Consider the following 18,488-nt stretch of genomic DNA (forward strand, 5'->3'; position numbering starts at 1 on the left):
GGCGCCTGACCGCGACTGTTACCCGCCCTGCTTGGTGCCGAAATTGACCTTCGGCGCCTCGAGCTTGTCTTCGGCGACGGTGAAGTTCTGGAACGGCTCGTTGCGGAACCACAGCGTGTTCCAGATCATCGCGGGGAAGGTCTTGAGCGAGGTGTTGTAGACGCGGACGGCCTCGATGTAGTCGCGGCGGGCAACCGCGATGCGGTTTTCGGTGCCTTCGAGCTGCGCCTGCAAGGCGAGGAAGTTCTGGTTGGCCTTGAGGTCGGGGTAGTTTTCGACCACCGCGAGCAGGCGCGACAGCGCGCTGGTCAGGCCGGCCTGGTTGTCCTGGAAGGCCTTGAAGGCGTTGGGGTCGGTCAGCGTTTCCGGCGTCACCGTCACCTGGGTCGCCTTGGCGCGCGCCTCGACCACGCCTTCGAGCACGTCTTTTTCATGCGAGGCGTAACCCTTCACGGTTTCGACGAGGTTGGGGATCAGGTCGGCGCGTCGCTGATATTGGTTCAGCACTTCGCTCCACGCGGCCTTGGCCTGTTCTTCCTGGGTCGGGATTGTGTTGTAGCCGCAGGCCGACAGGAACGGCACGACAAGCGCCAGAAGCAGGAACGCCGGAAGCAGGCGCAGGGTGGGAAGTGCCGGCGAAGCTTGGATGTGCATCGGAATGTCCCCTCGACAAAGCAACTGACAAGACAGCATTATCACAAACGCGCCGGGAGAAAACCGGTTGCGCGCGGCGATGGCGCCGGGAGAGTTTTTGACGATGGCATCGCCAAGAGACAGCGACGGCGAGAAGGAATCGCGCCGTATCCTCGACCGTATCGCGCGCGAGAGCGAAGGCGGCGGCAAGTCCTATGTGGCGCGCAAGTCCGAGCAGATGCACGGTCACCTGACGGCGGCGGACGTCGACAAGGCCGACCGCATCGAGCACATCGGAACGCGCATCGGGCGCACGCTTGGGTTCATCCTGACCGTCGGCATGCTGCTGTGGCTGATTCAATATTTCGTTCGGGGCTGACCATTCATGACATCACAAGCGGGTAGTGCCGGGTCGCGCGCGGTCATCGTCGTGTCGAGCCATGTGGCGCGCGGATCGGTGGGCAACCGCGCGGCGGTGTTCGCGCTGGAGACGCTCGGCCATCCGGTGTGGGCGGTGCCGACGGTGGTGCTGCCCTGGCATCCGGGCCATGGCCGCGCTACCCGAATCGTGCCGCCGACCGAGCAATTCTCGGCACTGATGGCCGATCTCGAGCGCGCGCCGTGGCTGGGCGAGGTGACCGCCGTGCTTTCCGGTTATCTCGGCGAACCGGGCCAGGTCGAAGCGGTGGCTTCGCTGGTCGAGACGGTCAAGGCGCGGACGCCCGCAGCACTCTATGTCTGCGATCCGGTGATCGGCGATTCCGGCGGGCTGTATGTCCCGGAAGCATTGGCGCAGGGCATCCGCGACCGGCTGCTGCCGCTCGCCGATATCGCCACGCCGAACCGTTTCGAGCTGGAATGGCTTGTCGGCGCCAAGCTCGACGACCTGCGCGCGACCGTAGCTGCCGCACTTGCCGCACCGCCGGCGACGATGCTGGTGACCTCGGCCCCGGCGATGATGGCGAACGGCACCGGCAACCTCTTGGTCACCGAGACGCAGGCGCTGCTGGCCGAGCACCGCACGGTCGAACGGCCGCCCAACGGGCTCGGCGACCTCAGCGCCGCGGTGTTCCTGGCGCGATTGCTTGCCGGCCAGCCGATGGCCAAGGCGCTGCAATCGACCACGGCCTCCGTATACGAAATCCTCGCTCGCACCTCGAAACGCGGCGGTGACGAGCTGCAGCTGGAAACGGATTCCCAGAGCCTGTCGCATCCGATGGCGATGGTCGAGCTGCGCACGCTGATGCACCCGAACCGGAGCCGCAAGGCTTGACCATTGCCGGCGTCGACGGCTGCAAGGGTGGCTGGATCGCGGTGATCCGGCGCGACCCGGGCGAGCCGCCGGAAGCGGAGGTTTTCAGCCGTTTTGAACAGTTGCTGGCGGCGTTGCCAGGCGATGCGGTGGTGGCGGTCGACATGCCGATCGGCTTGCCGGAGCTCAGCGGCAAGGGCGGGCGCGGGCCCGAGGCTCTGGTGCGGCCATTGCTCGGCCAGCGCCAGTCGAGCGTGTTTTCGATCCCGTCGCGGGCGGCTGTCCATGCCGAGACTGCGGACTTCACCAGCATTCAGGACTGGTCTGCGGCACATCGGCGGGCGAGCGCTGTCGCGATGGCCACTTCCGATCCGCCGCGGGGCGTTTCGATCCAGGCTTTCGGCATCTTCTCCAAGATTCGAGAGATCGACGCGCTGATGATCGCGCGGCCCGAATTGCGTGAGCGTGTCGTCGAATCGCACCCAGAGGTGGCGTTCTGGCGGCTGAACGGCGGACAGGCGATGGGCCTGCCGAAGAAGATCAAGGGCAGCGTCAACCCTGCCGGCATGGAGCAGCGCAAGGCCTTGCTTGCGCGCGTCGGACATGACCGCGGCTTTCTCGACCAGCCGCCGCCGCGCGGAGCTGCGACCGACGATTTCCTCGATGCCTGTGCAATGATGTTGATCGCTGACCGTCACCGACACGGTGAAACCAGAAGCTTTCCTGCGCCGCCCGGCAAGGATGGCTATGGCATTCCGGTCGCTATCTGGGCTTAATGGCTGGACAGTTCATTGCGGAGGAGCGGCGATGATCAGGCCAATCGTGGTGTGCGTAGTGCTGGGCGTGGTCCTTCATGCCTATCCCGTGCTCGCCCAGCAAAGCATCATCGACCGCTGGTATGATGCCTTGCTCAGGGCCGATCGGGCTGCGCTTTCCGTGCTGCTTGCCGATGACGCGACGATCAGGCTCGACGATCTCGACGTGACCCAGAGCAAGGCCGAGTTCATCGCCTCGATGGATGAATGGGAAACCGCAGCCAAGGGCGCCACCATCCGCCACAAGATCGAGAGCGAAGTCGGCGACACCACGATGGTGCTGGCCTGCTACGACTTTCCCGGCAACGACATGACGATGCGCGAGATGTTCACGACCAGGGGCGGGCGCATCGTCGCCAACACGCAATCAACGGTTGGCGACGGCTGCGAAGCGCCATGACGCGATTACTTCAGCCACGTCAGCAACGACGGCTCGGGCAGCCGGCGCCAGAGCAGCCATGAGACAATGGCGGTCAGGCCCATCAGCGGAATGACTGTTGCAATCGCCACCACCGGATCGCCCATCAACGCCGCTGCCGCGCCGCCGACCATGCCGGCGCCCATCTGGAAAAAGCCCATCATTGCGGAAGCCGCCCCGGCGTTCTTGGAAAAAGGAGCCAGCGCCGCCGTCATCATGGCCGGCATGACCAGGGCGATGCCGAAGGCATAGATGCCGACGGGGATCATGACCAGCAGGAACGTCGGGTCATACGTTCGAAGCACCACCGCCATGCTGATCGAGCCGAGCGCGATGAAGCTCAGGCCGAACGGAACCATCCTGGCGGCGCCATAGCGCGGCATCAGCATGCGCATGAGCAACGCGCCGGCCATGAAATTGGCCGTCTGCATCAGCATGCCAAGTCCGAACTGCGTCGGCGTCAGCCCGACACGCTCCATCAGGATGAAGGCGAGCACCGTTGCCTGGGTGTAGATCGCACCCGAGGTGCCGGCGATGACGAGGCAGCAGAGTACGAAATATGGGCTGCGAAACAGCGAGGCGTAAGATTGCAGCAATGCCGCGGGGCGGATGCGGCTCAGGTCGCGCTGGACGGTCTCGCGCAGGGCAAAGACGGTGACCAGCATGACGACGACGCCGAGCAGGACCATGACGATGAAGATCGCATGCCAGCCGAAGAACTCCATCGTCAGACCGCCGAGAGTCGGCGCGATTGCCGGTCCGAGCGCAAGCAGGATGCCGATCATGTTCATGATGCGGGCCGAACGATCGCCTGAAAAGACATCGCGGACGACGGCGCGCGCTACCGAAACGCCGACGGCGGCGCCGACTCCCTGCAGGAAGCGCGCGGCGACGAGCGTTTCGATGTTGGGGGCGAGCAACGCCAGCACCGATGCGGCAAGATAGATCGTCATGAAGGCAAGGGTGATGGGCCGGCGGCCGAAGCCATCGGAAAGCGGGCCGCAGATCAGCTGTGCGAAAGCGAAGCCGCCGAAGTAGAGCGACAGCGTCATCTTGACCGCTGCCTCGGTGGTGCCGAAGGCCTGGACGATTTCGGGCATGGCCGGCGTGAACAGCGCCAGCGAGATAGGGCCGATGGCGACCATCAAGCCGCCGATCAGCGAGACGCGGCGTTCGCTCATGATCGGCGCGGGCGTAGGGGAGGGTGTGCCGGCGGTTTCGACCGCAGTGATGTCGGAACGCATGTTCATGCCGCGGCTCCTTCGCTGGAAAGAGCCTCCGAACGCACCGCGATCAGGTTGTCGCGGGCAGTTCTCAAGGCTGCCAGAAGCCTTTGCCAATCGTCGGCATCGATGCCGCTTGCCGCGTCGGCGCGAATGGCGGCGGTTATCGGTTCGATCCCCGTGACGACTGCATTGCCGGCTTCGGTCAATGTGATCAGCTTGGCGCGGCGGTCGGCCGGGTCGGCCTGGCGTTCGACGTATCCCTTGCCTTCGAGACGGTCGAGTACGCCGCTCAGCGTCATCGCCTCGATGCCAAGTCGCTCTGCGAGCAGGTTCTGGCGGATCGCGCCGGTGCGGCGAACGTTGAGCAGCACGCGGCCCTCGCCGGTGGTCAGGCCGAGGCCGGCGTCGGTGGCGCGGCGGTCCATCTCTGCGCGAATGATGCGGGCGAGGTCGTTGACGATGAAGCCAAACGTATCTGTATCGGGCGCGGTCATTTTAGTAAGTGATCCTTATTATATGGCTTGCTTATTTAAAATGTCGGAGCGAGTCAACATGGTTGCGCGGCCTCGGGTCCGGCCCTACATCGAGGCTGTCCGAACCGAACGCCAATCGAGGAAGCCGTCTCATGTCCGCCAGCCAAAAGATCGATCTTGCGCGCCATGCGCTGACCCATTGGAACGGTCCGCTCGGGCTACCCGATTTCGCCAGGTTCGAAGACGGCGATTTTGGCCCGATGTTCGATGCAGCGCTTGCCGCCCATGCCGCCGAGATCGATGCGATAGCCGGCAATTCCGAACCGGCGACGATCGCCAACACGCTGGCCGCGCTGGAGCTGGCCGGCGAGCCGCTCGACCATGTCTCGTCGATCTTCTGGTGCCGCGCGGGCGCGGACACCAACGACGCGATCCAGGCAATGGAACGCGAGATCTCGCCGAAGATGGCCAGGCATTTCTCGGCCATTTCGATGAATGAGAAGCTGTTCGCCCGAATCGACGATCTCTATGCCCGCCGTGCCTCGCTCGGCCTCGACGCCGAGACGCTGCGCGTTCTGGAAAAGACGTGGAAGGGTTTTGTCCGGTCGGGCGCCAAGCTCGCTCCCGAAGGCAAGAAGCGGCTTGCCGCGATCCAGGAAGAGCTTGCCTCGCTCGGCGCGAAATTCGGCCAGAACGTGCTGGCGGACGAAAAGGAATGGGTTCTCTTCCTCGACGAAAACGACCTTGGCGGCCTGCCGGAATTCGTGCGCGGGGCAATGGCCCAGGCCGCCGAGACGCGGGGGCAGCAGGGCAAGTATGCCGTCACCCTGTCGCGCTCGATCTACGAGCCCTTCACCACCTTCTCCGAGCGTCGCGACCTGCGCGAGAAGGCGTTCAAGGCTTTTGCCGGTCGCGGCGAAACCGGCGGCGCCACCGACAACGCCTCGGTCGTTCGCGATACGCTGAGCCTGCGTGCCGAAAAGGCCAGGCTCCTTGGCTATGACAGCTATGCAGCGCTGAAGCTCGACGACACCATGGCCAAGACACCCAAGGCGGTGATGGAGCTGCTCGAGCCGGTGTGGAACAAGGCGCGCGAGAAGGCCGCCGCCGACGAGGCCGACTTGCAGCGCCTGGCGGCTGCGGCCGGCAGCAACGACAAGCTCGCCGCCTGGGACTGGCGCTTCTATCAGGAGAAGCTGCGGGCCGAAAAATACGCCTTCGATGAGGCCGAGCTGAAGCCATACCTGCAGCTCGAGAAAATCATCGACGCCTGCTTCGATGTGGCCACCCGTCTGTTCGGCATCACCTTCGAGGAAAAGAAGGGCATTGCCGCCTGGCATCCGGATGCGAGGGTGTTCGAGGTGTTCAATGCCGACGGCAGCAAGCGCGGCCTGTTCTTGGCCGACTATTTCGCGCGGCAGTCGAAGCGTTCGGGCGCGTGGATGAGCGCGCTGCAGTCCGGCTACAGGCTCGGCCACGGGGCCACGCCGATCATCTACAACATCATGAATTTCGCCAAGCCTGCGGCGGGCGAACCGGCGCTTCTGTCGCTCGACGAGGCAAAGACGCTGTTCCATGAATTCGGCCACGCGCTGCACGGCATGCTGACCGACGTCACCTGGCCTTCGGTGGCCGGCACTTCGGTCAGCCGCGACTTCGTCGAGCTGCCGTCGCAGCTCTATGAACACTGGCTGACGGTGCCGGCGGTGCTGGAGAAGCACGCGCTGCACTACAAGACCGGCAAGGCGATGCCGAAGGAGTTGCTCGACAAGATGCTGGCGGCCAAGACCTTCGGCGCCGGTTTCGCCACCGTCGAGTTCACCTCGTCGGCGCTGGTCGACATGGCTTACCACGCCCGGCCGGACGCGCCTGCCGACCCCGTCGCCTTCGAGGCGAAGACGCTGGACGATCTCGGCATGCCCGAGGCGATCGTCATGCGCCACCGTACGCCGCACTTCCTGCACGTCTTCTCGGGCGAGGGCTATTCGGCCGGATATTACTCCTACATGTGGTCCGAAGTGCTCGACGCCGATGCCTTCGCCGCCTTCGAGGAGACTGGCGATGCGTTCAACCCCGCAATGGCAGAGAAGCTGCGCAAGCACATCTATTCGGCCGGCGGCTCGGCCGATCCGGAGGAGCTGTACAAGGCCTTCCGCGGCAAGATGCCATCGCCCGAGGCGATGATGGAAAAGCGCGGGTTGAACTGATTTTTGGCTTGGTGGGGGCGGTGGGAAATTACCCCCACCAGTGATGGGCGTATCAACGCCACCAGAGTATTGGCCAGGAGGCGGAGAAGAATGGAACTACCGGCAGCATTGCGGGCGGCAGTTGACCGGGCGCTGGAAGGCGTGCCGCTTGGCGAGTTGCAGCGTGCTGCCGACACCTTGTCGAGCCGCTATCGCGCCGAGGTGCGCGACGGCCGGCTGCATTTGTCCGACGAGATGTTCGCCAACGCCTATCTGGCGACGCGGCTTCCGGCGACGTTTGCCGCCGTGCGCGCAAGCTTTGAAAGCGTAGCAGAACTGATGCCCGGCTTTGCGCCGCAAAGCCTACTCGATGTCGGCGCCGGCCCCGGCACGGCGCTGTGGGCCGCAGCGGATTGCTGGCAGACCCTCGGGTCGGCGACGATGCTGGAAGCGAGCCCGTCGATCCGCAAGGTCGGCAGCGAGCTTGCGGTGCATTCCGGCGTGGACGTCGAATGGCGCGCGGCGGATGCGGCCAAGAGCTTCGAGGTCCAAAAAGCCGATCTCGTGACGCTTGCCTATGTGCTGGACGAGCTGTCGCCGGCCGAGGGGCTTTCGCTCGTCGAGCGGTTGTGGGCGGCGGCGTCGGGCCTGCTGGTGATCGTCGAGCCGGGCACGCCGGCAGGCTGGCGGCGCATTCTTGGCGCCCGTGCGCGCCTGATCGAGGTGGGCGCGCATCTCGCGGCACCTTGTCCGCACAGCCAGGCCTGTCCCGTCGCCGAACCGGACTGGTGCCATTTTTCACGGCGGGTGGCGCGCTCGCGGCTGCATCGGCTGACAAAACGCGCCGAGGTGCCCTGGGAAGATGAAAAATACATCTATCTGGCGGTGTCACGGACGCCTGCGACGAATTTTGCCGCCAGGGTGCTTGCCCCAGCGCGCGGCGGATCGGGCAAAATCCAGCTTAAGCTCTGCCAAGGCGATGGTTCCGTTGAAGAAAAGCTTCTGACCAAGCGCGATGGCGGCCTGTTCAAAGCAGCAAGGCGCGCTGACTGGGGCGACATTTTGTAGTCTTGCGGCAGGCCAGAAAATCACATGATTTTCCCGCCCCCCTTTCGCACGTGCGAAAAAACCTGTAAGAGCGCGCCAACCAAAAACGCGGCGCGTCGACAGGCTGTGCCGGCAACGCTCCCGAGTATCATATGAACCTCCGCAATATCGCGATCATCGCGCACGTCGACCATGGCAAGACCACGCTCGTCGATGCGCTCCTCAAGCAGTCCGGCTCGTTCCGTGAAAATCAGCGCGTCGCAGAACGCGCGATGGACTCGGGCGACATCGAAAAAGAACGCGGCATCACCATCCTGGCCAAGGCGACCTCGGTCGACTGGAAGGATACCCGCATCAACATCGTCGACACGCCGGGCCACGCCGATTTCGGCGGTGAAGTCGAGCGCATCCTGTCGATGGTCGACAGCGCCATCGTTCTGGTCGACGCTGCCGAAGGCCCGATGCCGCAGACCAAGTTCGTGGTCGGCAAGGCGCTCAAGGTCGGCCTCAAGCCGATCGTGGTCATCAACAAGATCGACCGCCCCGACGCGCGCCATCAGGAAGTCATCAACGAGGTGTTCGACCTTTTCGCGGCACTCGACGCGACCGACGAGCAGCTCGACTTCCCGATCCTCTATGGTTCGGGCCGCGACGGCTGGGTTTCCGAGAATCCGGAAGGCCCGAAGGACCAGGGCCTTGCCCCGCTGTTCGACCTCGTGCTCAAGCATGTTCCCGCGCCGACCGTTAACCCCGGCCCGTTCCGCATGATCGGCACCATCCTTGAGGCCAACCCGTTCCTCGGCCGCATCATCACCGGCCGCATCGAGGCAGGCACGCTGAAGCCCAACCAGGCGGTCAAGGTGTTGCACCATGACGGCACGCTGCTGGAAAACGGCCGCGTCACCAAGATCCTCGCCTTCCGCGGCATCGAGCGCCAGCCGATCGAAGAAGCCCATGCGGGCGACATCGTCGCCATTGCCGGCCTTTCGAAGGGCACCGTCGCCGACACCTTCTGCGATCCGTCGGTGAACGCGCCGATGGCCGCCCAGCCGATCGATCCGCCGACCGTCACCATGTCCTTCATCGTCAACGACTCGCCGCTGGCCGGCACCGAGGGCGACAAGGTCACCAGCCGCGTCATCCGCGACCGCCTGCTCAAGGAAGCTGAAGGCAACGTTGCGCTGAAGATCGAAGAATCGGCCGACAAGGATTCGTTCTTCGTGTCGGGTCGCGGCGAATTGCAGCTGGCCGTTCTGATCGAGACGATGCGTCGTGAAGGCTTCGAACTCGCCGTGTCGCGTCCGCGCGTCGTCATGCAGAAGGACGAAAACGGCGAACTGCTCGAGCCGGTCGAAGAAGTCGTCGTCGACGTCGATGAAGAGCATGCCGGCGTCGTCGTGCAGAAGATGTCGGAGCGCAAGGCCGAGATGGTCGAGCTGCGTCCTTCGGGTGGCAACCGCCAGCGCCTGGTGTTCCATGCGCCGACGCGCGGCCTGATCGGCTACCAGTCGGAACTTCTCACCGATACGCGCGGCACCGCTGTCATGAACCGTCTGTTCCACTCCTACCAGCCCTACAAGGGCGAGCTGCCGGGCCGTACCAACGGCGTTCTGATTTCCAACGATCAGGGCGAGTCGGTCGCTTTCGCCATGTGGAACCTTGAAGATCGCGGCCCGATGGTCATCGACGCCGGCGTCAAGGTCTACCAGGGCATGATCATCGGCATCCACAGCCGCGACAACGATCTGGAAGTCAACGTGCTCAAGGGCAAGAAGCTGACCAACATCCGCGCCGCCGGCAAGGATGAAGCAGTTCGCCTTACGCCGCCGATCCGCATGACGCTGGAACGCGCGCTGGCCTGGATCCAGGACGACGAGCTGGTCGAAGTGACGCCGAAGACCATCCGCCTGCGCAAGCTCTATCTCGACCCGAACGAGCGCAAGCGCTTCGAAAAGTCGAAGGGCGCGGCGTAAGCCTCGGCTCCAGGATTGTCGAAAGGGCGTCTCCGCTGGAGGCGCCCTTTTTCGTTTGTCGCTGGCGGTGTTCGGGCTGGCCGTGGTTGCGGCCCAGGCGCGCAAACTCCTGAAGAGCAGGCGGGCAATGCGCATCGCGAATCGGGTGAGCGCAACGACGATGGCGGGCGCGGCGGCGGCGATTGCCGCGCGAGGGTGATACTTTTCGTTGCACGTGGGCGATGCGGCAGTCCTTGAGGACGCTGCGTCAGCCTGTTTTGCAGGCAATTTCTGCCCACCGTACAGGCATTTTTGCCAACCTTCCGTCAAACCTTTGTCGCTAAAGACAGGCCTTCTGCTACCATAGCCCGAAAGCATATGACGGGACGGGAGATACTGACGTCATGGCCGCATCCACGAAGTCCAAGGCAAGTTCCGCCAAGGCAACCCCCTCCACGAAAACCTCAGCCAAACCGCCGCAACTGCTCGAACTTCTGCTCGCGCGCGCGCCGGCCGAGGACGCCGCCGACTATGAGCCCGGCATGCTCGAACGGGCGGCGGAGCTGGCGGAAAAGGCGGTGCACAAGCACCGCAAGGGTTCGTCGGTGATCGACATCGAAACGGACGCCGGCGTGATCCGCCACGGTCGTCCGGTAACGGTCGTGACCGTGGTCAACGACAACATGCCATTCCTGTTCGATTCGGTGCTCGGCGAGATCACCGACGCGGCGGGAGAACCGGTGCTGGTGACCCACCCTGTCATCATGGTCCGCCATGGCCGCACCGGTGTCGACGAGATCGTCAGCGATGGCGGTTCGCACAAGGGCGAAGACGCCGCCGACAAGGTCAGCGTCATTCATGTCCACATTCCGCCGCAGGGCAAGGAAGCGGCCGAGGCGCTGCGCGAGCGGCTGAAGAAGCTGCTCGGCCAGGTGCGCGCCGCGGTGACCGACTGGAAGCGCATGCTGGCCAGGCTCGACCAGGCCATCTCGGAGTTCCGCTACGCGCCGATCCCTCTTGACAAGCACCTGGTGACGGAAGCCATCGCCTTCCTAGAATGGCTGCGCGACGACAACTTCACCTTCCTCGGCATGCGCGAGTTCAAGTATTCGGGCGGCGAAAAGAGCGGCACGCTGGAACGCGCCGACAGGCCGGGCCTGGGCATCCTCGCTGATCCCGACGTGCTGGTGCTGCGCCGCGACACCATCGACGCGACGTCGACGACACCTGAGATCCGCGTCTTCCTGCATGGTCCGGACCCGCTGATCGTCACCAAGGCCAATGCCAAGTCGGCAGTGCATCGCCGCGCCTATCTCGACTACATCGGCATCAAGACCTACGACGCCAAGGGCCAGCTGTCGGGCGAACTGCGCATCGTCGGCCTGTTCACCTCGACCGCCTACACGCGCTCGGTGATGAAGATCCCCTATCTGCGCTCCAAGGCCGAGACGGTGATCCAGAAATCGGGCTTCGATCCTGCCGACCATTCCGGCAAGGCGCTGATCAACGTGCTCGAATCGTATCCGCGTGACGAGCTGTTCCAGATCGCGGTGCCGACGCTGCGCAAGCATGCCGAGGCAATCCTCGGCCTCATCGAGCGGCCAAGGGTGCGGGCGCTGGTGCGGGTCGACCAGTTCGACCGCTTCGTCTCGGTTCTGACCTTCGTGCCGCGCGACCGCTACGATTCGGCGGTGCGCGAAAAGATCGGCGCCTATCTCAAGACTGTCTTCGAAGGCAGGCTGTCGGCCTATTACCCGGCCTTCCCCGAGGGCGGGCTGGCGCGGGTGCACTTCATCATCGGGCGCTCCGGCGGCAAGACCCCGAAGGTCGAGCAGGCAACGATCGAGGCCGCCATCCGCGACATGGTGCGCACCTGGGAAGACGGCCTTCGCGAAGCCTCGGCCGAGGCCGGCTCGTCGGCGTCGCTGGTCAGCCTCGCCAGCCATTTCCCGCAGGACTACCAGAACAGCTTCACGCCGGCCGCCGCCCTGCTCGACGCCGAGCGGATCGCCAGCGTCGGTGCGTCCAACCCGATCGTCATCGATTGCTATCGCGATGCCGGCCAGGCACCGGAACAGGCGTCGCTGAAAATCTATCACCACGGCGCGCCGGTGGCGCTGTCGCGGCGCGTGCCGCTGCTCGAGAACATGGGCTTCCGTGTCATCAGCGAGCGCACCTTCGAGCTCGGCGAAAAGGGCGAGGACCAGATCTTCATCCACGACATGGAGCTGGAAAACGCCTACGGCCAGCCGATCGATCTCAGCGACGGCGGTGCGCTGTTCGAAGAGGTGTTCCTGTCGGTGTGGACCGGCGAAGCCGACAATGACGGCTACAACGCGCTGGCACAGACGGCCGGGCTCGGCTCCAACGAGATCGTCATCCTGCGTGCCTATGGCCGCTACCTGCAGCAGGCCGGTATTCCGCAGAGCCAGGATTTCATCGCGGCAGCGCTGAACCGTTATCCCGATATCGCGCGCGGCCTGCATGCGCTGTTCCTTGCCCGGCTCGATCCGACGCAGGAAAAGGACGGACTGGTCACGGCCAAGCACCTCAAGGCCAAGATCAAGGATGCGCTCGAAGCGGTTCCGAACATCGACGACGATACGATCATCCGGCGCTACGTCAACCTGATCGAGGCGTCACTGCGCACCAACCACTTCGTCGCCGGCAAGAAGGACAGGGGCCAGTCGCTGGCGATCAAGCTCGATTCGCGCAGCGTCGAGGGACTGCCCGAGCCGCGGCCATGGCGCGAAATCTTCGTCTATGGCTCTGAAGTCGAGGGCGTGCATCTGCGCTTCGGCTCTGTCGCGCGTGGCGGCCTGCGCTGGTCGGACCGCGCCCAGGACTATCGCACCGAGGTGCTCGGCCTGGTCAAGGCGCAGCAGGTCAAGAACGCCGTCATCGTGCCGGTCGGCGCCAAGGGCGGATTCTTCCCGAAGCTGCTGCCGGTGGGCGGCAGCCGTGACGCCATCTTCGAGGCCGGCAAGGCGGCCTATGTCAACTTCGTCTCGTCGATGCTGTCGATCACCGACAATCTCGACGGAGACAAGGTGGTTCCGCCTGTCGGCGTGGTGCGGCGCGACGTCGATGACCCGTATTTCGTCGTTGCCGCCGACAAGGGCACCGCAACCTTCTCCGACACGGCCAACGGCATCAGCGAGAAGCACGGCTTCTGGCTCGACGATGCGTTCGCTTCGGGCGGCTCGGCCGGCTACGACCACAAGAAGATGGGCATCACCGCGCGCGGTGCCTGGGAAGCGGTGAAGCGGCACTTCCGCGAGATGAACCGCGACATCCAGACGTCGCCCTTCACCGTCGTCGGCGTCGGCGACATGTCGGGCGACGTGTTCGGCAACGGCATGCTGCTGTCCGAGCAGACCAGGCTGATCGCCGCCTTCGACCACCGCGACATCTTCATCGATCCCGATCCGGACATGGCGGCGTCGTTTGCCGAACGTGCGCGCATGTTCGCCCTGCCGCGTTCGAGCTGGCAGGACTACGACAAGTCGAAGCTGTCGGCCGGTGGCGTCATCGTCTCGCGGGCGCAGAAATCGGTCACGCTGCCGGCTGCGGCGGCTGCCGCAATCGGGCTCGACAAGGCGACCGCCTCGCCGACCGAGATCATGGGCGCCATCCTGCGCGCGCCTGTCGACCTGCTGTGGTTCGGCGGCATCGGCACCTATGTGCGCGGCAGCGGCGAGACCAACCAGGAGGTTGGCGACCGCGCCAATGACGCGATCCGCGCCACCGCCAGCGAGGTCCGCGCCAAGGTCATCGGCGAGGGCGCCAATCTCGGCGCCACCCAGCGGGCGCGCATCGAGTTCGGCCTCAAGGGCGGCCGCTGCAACTCCGACGCCATCGACAATTCGGGCGGCGTCAACTCCTCCGACGTCGAGGTCAACATCAAGATCGCGCTGGCGTCGGCAATGCGCTCCGGCGCACTGCAGCGTCCGGCGCGCAACAAGCTGCTGGCCGAGATGACAGAGGAAGTGGCCGGCCTGGTACTTGCCAACAACTACGAGCAGACGCTGGCGCTGTCGCTGGCGGCGCGGCGCGGGCTGCAGGACATCGCACACCAGGGCCGTTTCATGAGTGCGCTCGAGGCGCGTGGACTGCTCGACCGGGCGGTCGAAAACCTGCCGACCGCCGCTGCCCTTGCCGAGCGCCAGACGCGCGGCGAGCCGCTGACGCGGGCCGAGCTCGGCGTGCTGCTGGCCTATGCCAAGATCGTGCTGTTCTCCGACATCGTCGCCAGCGACCTGCCTGACGACGCGCAGTTCACACGCGACCTGATGGGCTATTTCCCCGACCGGATGTCGAAGAAATACGAAGCCGAGATCAACGGCCACCGGCTGCGCCGCGAGATCATCACGCGCGTGCTGGTCAACGACCTGGTCAATCGCGGCGGCCCGTCCTTCGTCAACCGCCTGCAGGAATCGAGCGGCAGGTCGGCTGCCGATGTCGCGCGCGTCTTTGCCGTCGTGCGCGATGGCTTTTCGCTGCCGGCGCTCTATGCCGAGATCGACGCGCTCGACAACGTCGTCGACGGCATGACGCAGCTCGACCTCTATCAGGCGGTCAGCCGCCTGATCTTCGCGACCAGCGGCTGGTATCTGCGCAACGATCATGACGAAGCGCCGCTGGCGAGCCGGATCGCCGAACTGCACGAGGCGCGCTCGGCCCTCGAGCAGAAGTTCGCCGGCATGGTGCCGGCGTTCACCCAGGACCGCATCCAGAAGCGCAAGGCGGGGTTCGTCGCCGCCGGCGCGCCGGAAAAGCTGGCCGAGCGGCTGTCGCTGCTCGAAGTCGGCGAGCTGGTGCCCGACATCGCGCTGGTGGCGAAGACGGCCAAGGCTGACATCGTTGCCGCGGCCATGGCGTTTTTTGCCGTCAGCGAGGCCTTCCGCATTCCGCGCATCGAAGATGCCGCCAATGCCATCACCACCTCCGATTATTACGAGGGGCTGGCGCTGTCGCGTGCATCCGACACCATCGGTGCAGCGCGCCGCGGGATCGCGGTTGCGGCGCTGACCGGGCACGCGAGTGCTGCCGATCCGGTGGCGGCATGGCTGGAAGCGGGCGGCGAGCGCATCGGCCGCATCCGCGAGCGGCTCCAGGCGCTGACCGAAGGGGGCGATATCAGCGTTTCGCGCCTGACGGTTGCCGCTGGCCTGATGAGCGACCTGTCGGCGCGCTGACGCTTCCGCGATGCCTGCCGCGTCCGTCGCGGCAGGCATTTTCCACGCGTCGCATTGCCAGTCGGGCCGCGACGATGCGTGATCCTGATGAACTGGCGCGGCAAGCAGCGCAGTTTTGGATCGGGAGTTGGCCACCACCGAAAAACGGTTTCGGTTTTGGGGGCCATGCACTAGCTTCGGGCGGCGCGCAGTGCGGGCGCGGGGAGGGACGATGGCTGACACAGTGATTGCCGGGCAAACGCCGCGGCGCGGCGTCTGGGGCTGGATGCTGTTCGATTGGGCAGCGCAGCCCTTCTTCACCGTGGTGACCACGTTCATCTTCGGCCCCTACTTCGTTTCGCGCATGGCCACCGATCCGGCCATGGGGCAAGCGGCCTGGGGCTATGGCATTGCCGCCGCAGGCCTGGTCATCGCCATATTGTCGCCGGTGCTTGGCTCGATCGCCGACCAGACGGGCCCGCGCAAGCCTTGGATCGCCTTCTTCGCGACGATCAAGATCATCAGCCTGTGCCTGCTGTGGTACGCAGCACCCGGATCGCCGCTGGTGCCGATCGTGCTCCTGTTCTCGCTGGCATCGGTGGCGGCCGAGTTCTCGATCGTGTTCAACGATTCGATGATGCCGCGGCTGGTGGCGAAGGAGGATATCGGCAAGATCTCCAACATCGCCTGGGGGCTCGGCTATCTCGGCGGCATGATCGTGCTGATCTTCGTTGTCGGCTTTCTCGCGGCCTCGCCGGAGACGGGAAAGACGATCATCGGCGTCGAGCCGCTGTTCGGGCTCAATTCGGCCACCGGCGAGGATGCACGCGCCACCGGCCCGATCTCGGCGCTGTGGTATTTCATCTTCATCCTGCCGATGTTCTTCTTCACGCCCGACAGCGGCAAGGGCATGGCCATCGGCCCGGCCGTGCGCGAGGGCCTGGGCGAGCTGAAGTCGACCTTGGGCGACGTGCGCAAGCGGTCAGGCATCTTCCGCTTTCTTGTCGCCCGCATGATCTACCAGGACGGGGTCAATGCGCTGCTCGGACTGGGCGGCGCGTTTGCTGCGGCGATGTTCGGCTGGTCGATCACCGAGATCGGCATCTACGGCATCATCCTGAACGTCGTTGCCATCTTCGGCTGCCTCGTGGCGAGCCGCCTGGACACCAGCTTTGGCTCGAAGACAGTGGTGCTGATCGCGCTGGTGCTGCTGACGCTCGCCACCATCGGCATCGTCTCAACCGGACCCGGGTACACGATCTTCGGCCTGTGGCAGATGCCAGGCGTCGATACCGGCGGGCTGTTCGGCACGCCGGCGGAGAAAGCCTATGTCGCATTCGGCATGCTGGTCGGCATTGCCTTCGGTCCCGTGCAGGCGTCGTCGCGCTCCTACATGGCACGCTCGGTGTCGGCCGACGAGGCGGGGCGCTATTTCGGCATCTATGCGCTGTCAGGGCGGGCGACGAGCTTCCTCGCGCCGTTCCTGGTGGCGACGGTGACTGCGGCCAGCGGATCGCCACGCCTCGGCATGGCGATGATCGTGCTGTTCTTGCTGGGCGGGCTGCTGGTGTTGCTGCCGACGCCCTATCCGGCGGACGAGACGAAGTAGAGCCTTCTCCCCTGGGGGGAGAAGGAGAAGACCACTTCAGTGCCTGAAGTGCCTGACGCCGGTGAAGACCATGGCGATGCCATGGGCGTCGGCAGCGGCAATGACGTCGTCGTCGCGCATCGAGCCGCCCGGCTGGATGACCGCGGTGGCGCCGGCTTCGACGGCTGACAGCAGGCCGTCGGCGAAGGGGAAGAAGGCATCGGAGGCGACGACCGAGCCCTTCGTCAGCGGTTCCGCCAGACCGGCGGCTTCAGCCGCATCGATCGCCTTGCGGGCGGCGATGCGGGCCGAATCGACGCGGCTCATCTGGCCGGCGCCGACGCCGACGGTCGACAGGTCACGGGCGTAGACAATGGCGTTCGACTTGACATGCTTGGCGACGCGGAAGGCAAACTTCAGGTCTTCCAACTCGCGCTGCGTCGGCTGGCGCTTGGTCACGACCTGAAGCTCGAGATTGTCGATAACGGCGTTGTCGCGCGACTGGACGAGCAGGCCGCCGGCAACCGACTTCACCGCCACGCCGGCGCGATCCGGATCGGGCAGGCCGCCGGTGACGAGCAGGCGCAGGTTCTTCTTGGCGGCGACGATGGCCTGGGCTTCGGGCGTGGCGTCGGGGGCGATGATGACCTCGGTGAAGATCTTGACGATCTCCTCGGCCGCCTCGGCGTCAAGCGTGCGGTTGAGCGCGACGATGCCGCCGAATGCCGAAACCGGATCGCAGGCCAGCGCCTTTTCATAGGCCGCCTTGAGCGTCTCGCCCTCGGCGACGCCGCAGGGGTTGGCGTGCTTGATGATGGCGACGGCGGCGGTGCGGACCGGATCGAACTCGGCGACGAGCTCGAAGGCGGCGTCGGTGTCGTTGATGTTGTTGTAGGAGAGCTGCTTGCCCTGCAGCTGGGTTGCGGTGGCGACGCCCGGGCGCTTGTCGCCGGTCAGGTAGAAACCGGCAGACTGGTGCGGGTTTTCGCCATAGCGCATGACGCTCTCAAGCTTGCCGCCGAAGGCGCGCCAGTCCGGCGTCTCGATCTCGAGCGCTTCCGCGAACCAGCCGGAAATCGCCGCATCGTAGGCGGCGGTGCGGGCAAAGGCCTTGGCCGCGAGCTTCTTGCGGAATTCGTAGGTCAGGCAGCCATTGTTGGCGACGATCGAGTCGAGCACGTTCTTGTAGTCGGCAGGGTCGGTGACGATGGCGACATAGGCGTGGTTCTTGGCCGAGGCGCGGACCATGGCCGGGCCGCCGATGTCGATGTTCTCGACGATCGAGGCGTAGTGGGCGCCGGAATTGCGGACCTCCTCGAAGGGGTAGAGGTTCACCACCACCAGATCGATCGGCGCGATGCCGTGTTCGGCCATGGCGGCGACATGCTCGGGATCGTCGCGCACGCCCAAAAGCGCGCCATGGACCGAAGGGTGCAGCGTCTTGACGCGGCCGTCCATGATCTCGGGAAAGCCGGTCAACTCGGACACGTCGCGGACGGCGATGCCCTCGGCGGCGATGGACTTCGCGGTGCCGCCGGTGGAGACCAGCTCGATACCGACATTGGCCAGGTTCTGGGCAAAGCCGATCAGGCCGGTCTTGTCGGAGACCGACAGCAATGCGCGCCGGATCGGCACCAGGTCGGGAGCGGGGATCTTCTTGGACACGACGGCCATGGCGAGGGGGCCTTTCACGGCTTGGATAAGAGACGCTGCCACAGCGC

General features: G+C 65.2%; 13 protein-coding genes and 1 pseudogene. 10 read left to right on the plus strand and 4 right to left on the minus strand.

The window, feature by feature from the left end; genetic code table 11:
- Positions 1-18 precede the first annotated feature (18 nt).
- Positions 19-654, minus strand: a complete 636-nt coding sequence (locus PCJ21_RS13745; protein ID WP_269931975.1) for a LemA family protein — start codon at positions 652-654, stop codon at positions 19-21.
- A 103-nt stretch (positions 655-757) separates the two neighbouring features.
- On the opposite strand from PCJ21_RS13745, the gene PCJ21_RS13750 reads away from it, so the two are divergent.
- The 4 genes from PCJ21_RS13750 to PCJ21_RS13765 are packed head-to-tail and all read left to right on the plus strand — an operon-like array spanning position 758 to position 3,100.
- The gene (locus tag PCJ21_RS13750; protein ID WP_269931976.1) at positions 758-1,012 is read left to right on the plus strand and encodes a hypothetical protein; all 255 of its coding nucleotides are present in this window, start codon (positions 758-760) and stop codon (positions 1,010-1,012) included.
- Between the two features lie 6 nt (positions 1,013-1,018).
- Complete coding sequence (gene pdxY / locus PCJ21_RS13755) at positions 1,019-1,906, plus strand: pyridoxal kinase PdxY (RefSeq protein WP_269931977.1); 888 nt, start codon at positions 1,019-1,021, stop codon at positions 1,904-1,906.
- Entirely contained in the window at positions 1,903-2,661 is a 759-nt protein-coding gene (locus PCJ21_RS13760) for a DUF429 domain-containing protein (RefSeq protein ID WP_269931978.1), read from the plus strand. Before pdxY ends, PCJ21_RS13760 begins: the two co-directional genes overlap by 4 nt.
- A gap of 31 nt (positions 2,662-2,692) precedes the next feature.
- Entirely contained in the window at positions 2,693-3,100 is a 408-nt protein-coding gene (locus PCJ21_RS13765) for a nuclear transport factor 2 family protein (protein WP_269931979.1), read from the plus strand.
- A 5-nt stretch (positions 3,101-3,105) separates the two neighbouring features.
- Here PCJ21_RS13765 and PCJ21_RS13770 read toward each other — a convergent pair whose 3' ends face one another.
- Together PCJ21_RS13770 and PCJ21_RS13775 are read right to left on the minus strand one after the other, a co-directional pair.
- Positions 3,106-4,368: a multidrug effflux MFS transporter gene (locus PCJ21_RS13770; protein ID WP_269931980.1), complete on the minus strand. Its 1,263-nt coding sequence runs from the start codon at positions 4,366-4,368 to the stop codon at positions 3,106-3,108.
- Positions 4,365-4,838 carry a MarR family winged helix-turn-helix transcriptional regulator gene (locus tag PCJ21_RS13775; RefSeq protein ID WP_269931981.1) on the minus strand — a complete coding sequence of 158 codons (474 nt, stop codon included), beginning with the start codon at positions 4,836-4,838 and terminating at the stop codon, positions 4,365-4,367. The genes PCJ21_RS13770 and PCJ21_RS13775 overlap by 4 nt, the downstream gene beginning before the upstream one ends.
- A 131-nt stretch (positions 4,839-4,969) precedes the next feature.
- Between PCJ21_RS13775 and PCJ21_RS13780 the strand changes: the two genes are divergently transcribed.
- The 6 genes and pseudogenes from PCJ21_RS13780 to PCJ21_RS13805 all read left to right on the plus strand — a co-directional run bounded on the left by PCJ21_RS13780 (position 4,970) and on the right by PCJ21_RS13805 (position 16,788).
- Positions 4,970-7,024, plus strand: a complete 2,055-nt coding sequence (locus PCJ21_RS13780) for a M3 family metallopeptidase (protein WP_269931982.1) — start codon at positions 4,970-4,972, stop codon at positions 7,022-7,024.
- A 90-nt stretch (positions 7,025-7,114) separates the two neighbouring features.
- On the plus strand, positions 7,115-8,071 hold the full coding sequence (locus PCJ21_RS13785) for a small ribosomal subunit Rsm22 family protein (protein WP_269931983.1): 957 nt from the start codon (positions 7,115-7,117) through the stop codon (positions 8,069-8,071).
- Positions 8,072-8,202: 131 nt separating this feature from the next.
- On the plus strand, positions 8,203-10,023 hold the full coding sequence (gene typA, locus PCJ21_RS13790; RefSeq protein ID WP_269931984.1) for a translational GTPase TypA: 1,821 nt from the start codon (positions 8,203-8,205) through the stop codon (positions 10,021-10,023).
- An 82-nt stretch (positions 10,024-10,105) separates the two neighbouring features.
- Positions 10,106-10,222: pseudogene (locus PCJ21_RS13795) on the plus strand (LysE family translocator); the annotation flags it as partial.
- A 184-nt stretch (positions 10,223-10,406) separates the two neighbouring features.
- On the plus strand, positions 10,407-15,200 hold the full coding sequence (locus tag PCJ21_RS13800) for an NAD-glutamate dehydrogenase (protein ID WP_269931985.1): 4,794 nt from the start codon (positions 10,407-10,409) through the stop codon (positions 15,198-15,200).
- 211 nt (positions 15,201-15,411) lie between these two features.
- Positions 15,412-16,788 carry an MFS transporter gene (locus PCJ21_RS13805; RefSeq protein ID WP_269931986.1) on the plus strand — a complete coding sequence of 459 codons (1,377 nt, stop codon included), beginning with the start codon at positions 15,412-15,414 and terminating at the stop codon, positions 16,786-16,788.
- A gap of 36 nt (positions 16,789-16,824) precedes the next feature.
- On the opposite strand, the gene purH is transcribed toward PCJ21_RS13805, so the two are convergent.
- Positions 16,825-18,441: a bifunctional phosphoribosylaminoimidazolecarboxamide formyltransferase/IMP cyclohydrolase gene (gene purH, locus PCJ21_RS13810; protein ID WP_269931987.1), complete on the minus strand. Its 1,617-nt coding sequence runs from the start codon at positions 18,439-18,441 to the stop codon at positions 16,825-16,827.
- Between the last annotated feature and the right edge of the window lie 47 nt (positions 18,442-18,488).

This window comes from Aminobacter sp. HY435 (genome assembly GCF_027568395.1).
Lineage (GTDB): Bacteria > Pseudomonadota > Alphaproteobacteria > Rhizobiales > Rhizobiaceae > Aminobacter.

Excerpts from the sequence above, each read along its gene's own strand:
- PCJ21_RS13745 (WP_269931975.1), bottom strand. The coding sequence starts at position 654 with ATGCACATCCAAGCTTCGCCGGCACTTCCCACCCTGCGCCTGCTTCCG.
- PCJ21_RS13750 (WP_269931976.1), top strand. The coding sequence starts at position 758 with ATGGCATCGCCAAGAGACAGCGACGGCGAGAAGGAATCGCGCCGTATC.
- pdxY (WP_269931977.1), top strand. The coding sequence starts at position 1,019 with ATGACATCACAAGCGGGTAGTGCCGGGTCGCGCGCGGTCATCGTCGTG.
- PCJ21_RS13765 (WP_269931979.1), top strand. The coding sequence starts at position 2,693 with ATGATCAGGCCAATCGTGGTGTGCGTAGTGCTGGGCGTGGTCCTTCAT.
- PCJ21_RS13770 (WP_269931980.1), bottom strand. The coding sequence starts at position 4,368 with ATGAACATGCGTTCCGACATCACTGCGGTCGAAACCGCCGGCACACCC.
- PCJ21_RS13775 (WP_269931981.1), bottom strand. The coding sequence starts at position 4,838 with ATGACCGCGCCCGATACAGATACGTTTGGCTTCATCGTCAACGACCTC.
- PCJ21_RS13780 (WP_269931982.1), top strand. The coding sequence starts at position 4,970 with ATGTCCGCCAGCCAAAAGATCGATCTTGCGCGCCATGCGCTGACCCAT.
- PCJ21_RS13785 (WP_269931983.1), top strand. The coding sequence starts at position 7,115 with ATGGAACTACCGGCAGCATTGCGGGCGGCAGTTGACCGGGCGCTGGAA.
- typA (WP_269931984.1), top strand. The coding sequence starts at position 8,203 with ATGAACCTCCGCAATATCGCGATCATCGCGCACGTCGACCATGGCAAG.
- PCJ21_RS13800 (WP_269931985.1), top strand. The coding sequence starts at position 10,407 with ATGGCCGCATCCACGAAGTCCAAGGCAAGTTCCGCCAAGGCAACCCCC.
- PCJ21_RS13805 (WP_269931986.1), top strand. The coding sequence starts at position 15,412 with ATGGCTGACACAGTGATTGCCGGGCAAACGCCGCGGCGCGGCGTCTGG.
- purH (WP_269931987.1), bottom strand. The coding sequence starts at position 18,441 with ATGGCCGTCGTGTCCAAGAAGATCCCCGCTCCCGACCTGGTGCCGATC.